This is a genomic window from Pseudomonas baetica (assembly GCF_051216495.1).
Taxonomy (GTDB): Bacteria; Pseudomonadota; Gammaproteobacteria; order Pseudomonadales; family Pseudomonadaceae; genus Aquipseudomonas; species Aquipseudomonas baetica_B.
Genome location: NZ_JBPKAM010000211.1, coordinates 1 through 3,940, shown reverse-complemented (window position 1 = coordinate 3,940; position 3,940 = coordinate 1). Strand labels below are relative to the sequence as shown.

Below are 3,940 nucleotides of genomic sequence, written 5' to 3'. Positions count from 1 at the left end.
CGCGAAGACAGTGTCACATTCAACATCAATGTCGACTGACACACCGCCTTCGCGAGCAGGCTCGCTCCCACAGGGGAATGTGGTGTTTTTGGACTAGCGCACCAGACACGGCCGCTTGTTATCGAACTTCCAGCCCGGAATCAGAAACTGCATCGCCACGCTGTCATCCCGCGCGCCCAGGCCCATGCCTTTGTACAGTTCATGGGCCTTGGCCAGTTGATCCATGTCCAGCTCGACCCCCAGCCCCGGTTTCTGCGGCACCTGCACGCAACCGTCGACAATTTGCAGCGGGGCTTTGGTCAGGCGCTGGCCGTCCTGCCAGATCCAGTGAGTGTCGATGGCGGTGATGTCGCCCGGCGCGGCCGCCGCGACGTGGGTGAACATGGCCAGGGAAATGTCGAAGTGGTTGTTGGAGTGCGAGCCCCAGGTCAGGCCCCATTCGTGGCACATCTGCGCGACGCGTACCGAACCCTGCATGGTCCAGAAGTGCGGGTCGGCCAGCGGGATGTCGACCGATTGCAACTGGATTGCGTGACCCATTTCCCGCCAGTCGGTGGCGATCATGTTGGTCGCGGTTTTCAGGCCCGTGGCGCGACGGAACTCGGCCATGACTTCGCGGCCCGAGTAGCCGTTTTCCGCGCCGCACGGGTCTTCCGCATAGGCCAGAACCTTGTGCTGATCACGGCACAAGCGGATGGCTTCCTTGAGTGACCAGGCGCCATTCGGATCGAGGGTGATGCGTGCATCGGGGAAGCGCTCGGCCAGGGCGGTGACTGCCTCAATTTCCGCATCGCCGCTGAGCACGCCGCCCTTGAGCTTGAAGTCCTTGAATCCATATTTTGCGTGAGCGGCCTCGGCGAGGCGCACCACGGCGTCGGCGGTCATGGCTTTTTCGTGACGCACGCGGAACCAGTCGTTGTCCGCATCCGGCTCGCTGCGGTAGGCGAGGTTGGTTTCGTTGCGGTCACCGACATAGAACAGATACCCGAGCATCTTCACTTCATCGCGCTGCTGGCCTTCACCGAGCAGGGCGGCGACCGGCACGTCCAGGTGCTGGCCGAGCAGGTCGAGCAGGGCGGCTTCCAGGCCGGTGACGGCGTGGATGGTGATGCGCAGGTCGAAGGTCTGCAGGCCACGACCGCCGGCGTCGCGGTCGGCGAAGGTCTGGCGCACCTGATTGAGAATCTTCTGGTAAGTGCCGATCGGGCTGCCAACCACCAGGCTGCGGGCGTCCTCGAGGGTCTGGCGAATGCGCTCGCCGCCCGGCACTTCGCCGACGCCGGTGTGGCCGGCGTTGTCCTTGAGGATCACGATGTTGCGGGTGAAAAACGGGCCGTGGGCGCCGCTCAGGTTGAGCAGCATGCCATCGTGGCCGGCCACCGGAACGACTTGCATGCTGGTGATGATCGGGGCTTTGGCGGTGTCGTGCGTAGTCATGTTTTCTTATCCTTTAACGCTGAATTCAGGCGTGGTTATGCGCAGGCGCAGCAGATACGGCGGCGGGGGATGCCTTGGGTTTGTTGCGGGCGGCGAAGACGATGATCGCGGCGATGATCGAGGTCACGGCCAGGCCATACAGCCCGCCCTGGATCGAACCGGTGCGTTCTTCGAGCAGGCCGAAGGTGGTCGGCGCGACGAAGCCGCCGAGGTTGCCCACCGAGTTGATCAGCGCAATGACGCCGGCGGCGATGCGTGCGTCCAGATAGGCCTGGGGAATCGGCCAGAAGCACGAGGAGGCCGACTTGAAACCCAGTGCGGCAAAGCAGATCGCCACGAAAGCGAAGATCGGCCCGCCGGTGGTGGACATGAACATCCCGGCCGCGGCGATCAGCAGGGCCACGGCGACCCAGGCTTGCTGATGCTTCCACTTGGCCGACAGCGACGCGAAGGCGTACATGCCGACAATCGACAGCAGCCACGGAATCGAGTTGAACATCCCGACCTGGAAGTCGCTCAGGTCGCCCATCTTCTTGATGATGCTCGGCAGCCAGAAGGTTGCGGCGTAAATGGTCAGCTGGATGAAGAAGTAGATCACGCAGAACAGAATGATCTGCCGGTCCTTGAGCAGCGTGCCCAGTGACGCTTTGACTGGCGATGCGGCTTCCCGAGCGGCCTGTTCATCGTCGATGGCCTTGACTAGCGCGTCCTGCTCGGCGCGGCTCAGCCATTTGGCGTCGTGGGGTTTGGAGTCCAGCCAGAACCAGACGAAGGCGCACAGGCCCACCGAGAACATGCCCTCGATGAAGTACATCCATTGCCAGCCGTGCATGCCCAGGCCGTTGATTTGCAGGAGCAGGCCGGACAGCGGGCCGGAAATCAACGAAGCCACCGCCGAGCCGCTGAGGAAAATCGCGATGGCCTTGCCGCGTTCCGCGCCGGGCAGCCAGCGGGTGAAGTAGTAGATCACTCCGGGGAAGAACCCGGCTTCAGCCACGCCCAGCAAAAACCGCAGGATATAGAAGTGGGTTTCGTTCTGGATGAAGGCCATGCCCGCGGCCACCAGGCCCCAGGTCAGCATGATGCGGGTCAGCCAGATACGCGCGCCGACTTTTTGCAGGAGGATGTTGGAGGGCACTTCGAACAGCGCGTAACCGATGAAAAACAGACCGGCACCGAGGCCGTAGGCGGCAGCGCCGATGCCCAGGTCGTGTTCCATGTGGGTGCGGACGAAACCGATGTTCACGCGGTCAATGTAATTGACGATGAACATGATGACGAACAGCGGTAAGACGTGGCGTTTGACTTTCGAGATCGCGGACTGCAGGGCCGAATCGGCGCCGTTGTCCATCCCGGAAATGGATGTATTCACTGCGGTTTCTCCCACTGATTATTTTTATGCGGGGTGTTATTGGGTGTCGCGTTGTTGATAGACATCATACAACTAGATTTTTTTGTCCTGCAACCACTGTTGATCAACAAAATAGCCATTATTCGAAGGTGTGTTATTCATTTTTGTAGTTGGGTGTGCTCGAAAAACAGCTCATTTCACGACGTTTGTTGAGTGTTGTCATACAAGCTGGCGGTGTTTTTTCGAGATTCCAGACAAGCGCAGTGCTACGATTGCGCTAGCACTGCCTTTGGATGAACACCATGCAAGAAGACCTCGACGCCCCTGCCCGCAAGCGCAGCCATAATCTGGCCCACGACCTGGTGGCCAAGCTGACCCAGAGCATCTTGCTCGGGCAGATGCTGCCTGGTGACAAGCTGCCGTCGGAGAACTCGATCGTTCAGGAACACGGTGTCAGCCGTACCGTGGTGCGCGAGGCGATTTCGAAATTGCAGGCTTCAGGCCTGGTGGAAACCCGTCACGGCATCGGCACTTTCGTGCTGGAGCGCGCACCGGAGCAGGGGTTGCGGCTGAATGTCGATACCGCGTTGGGGGTGCGCAGCATTCTGGAATTGCGCATGGGCCTGGAAACCCAGGCGGCGGCACTGGCGGCGGTGCGCCGAACGGATCAGCAGTTGGCGCAGATGCGCGAAGCCCTCGATGACTATCAAAGCCTGCTGGCCAACAACGACAGTTGTGTCGAGGCCGACCGGCGTTTTCATCTGCTGATTGCCGAGGCTACCGGCAATCTGTGCTTCACCGAGATCATGCAGCACCTGGGCAGCGCCATGATTCCGCGAACCCGGGTCAACGCCGCCGAGCGTGGCGCGGTGGACCTGAGCAAGCTCGGGCAACTGGCGAACCTTGAGCACGAGGCGATTCTCAACGCCATCAAGCGCCAGGACCCGGATGCGGCGCGAGCGGCGATGTGGTTGCATTTGACCAACAGCCGGGACCGTTTTTCACCCAGCTGATTGCAGCCGTTTGCATACCCCTGTGGGGGGGGGGGGGGGGGGGGGGGGGGGGGGGGGGGGGGGGGGGGGGGGGGGGGGGGGGGGGGGGGGGGGGGGGGGAGGGGGGGGGGGAAGGGGAGGGGGGGGGTGGGGGGGGGGG

The 3,940-nt window shown here is 62.2% G+C and carries 3 protein-coding genes; 1 reads left to right on the top strand and 2 read right to left on the bottom strand.

All coding sequences use genetic code 11. The features are described 5' to 3' along the window. Nucleotides 1-93: 93 nt before the first annotated feature. Together gudD and ACSFE6_RS31155 are read right to left on the bottom strand one after the other, a co-directional pair. Complete coding sequence (gene gudD, locus ACSFE6_RS31160; protein WP_435431208.1) at nt 94-1,437, bottom strand: glucarate dehydratase; 1,344 nt, start codon at nt 1,435-1,437, stop codon at nt 94-96. Between the two features lie 25 nt (nt 1,438-1,462). After that, nucleotides 1,463-2,809, bottom strand: coding sequence for an MFS transporter (locus ACSFE6_RS31155; protein WP_435431207.1), 1,347 nt, complete (start codon nt 2,807-2,809; stop codon nt 1,463-1,465). A 281-nt stretch (nt 2,810-3,090) separates the two neighbouring features. On the opposite strand from ACSFE6_RS31155, the gene ACSFE6_RS31150 reads away from it, so the two are divergent. Beyond that, nucleotides 3,091-3,801 carry a FadR/GntR family transcriptional regulator gene (locus tag ACSFE6_RS31150; RefSeq protein ID WP_435431206.1) on the top strand — a complete coding sequence of 237 codons (711 nt, stop codon included), beginning with the start codon at nt 3,091-3,093 and terminating at the stop codon, nt 3,799-3,801. Nucleotides 3,802-3,940 lie beyond the last annotated feature (139 nt).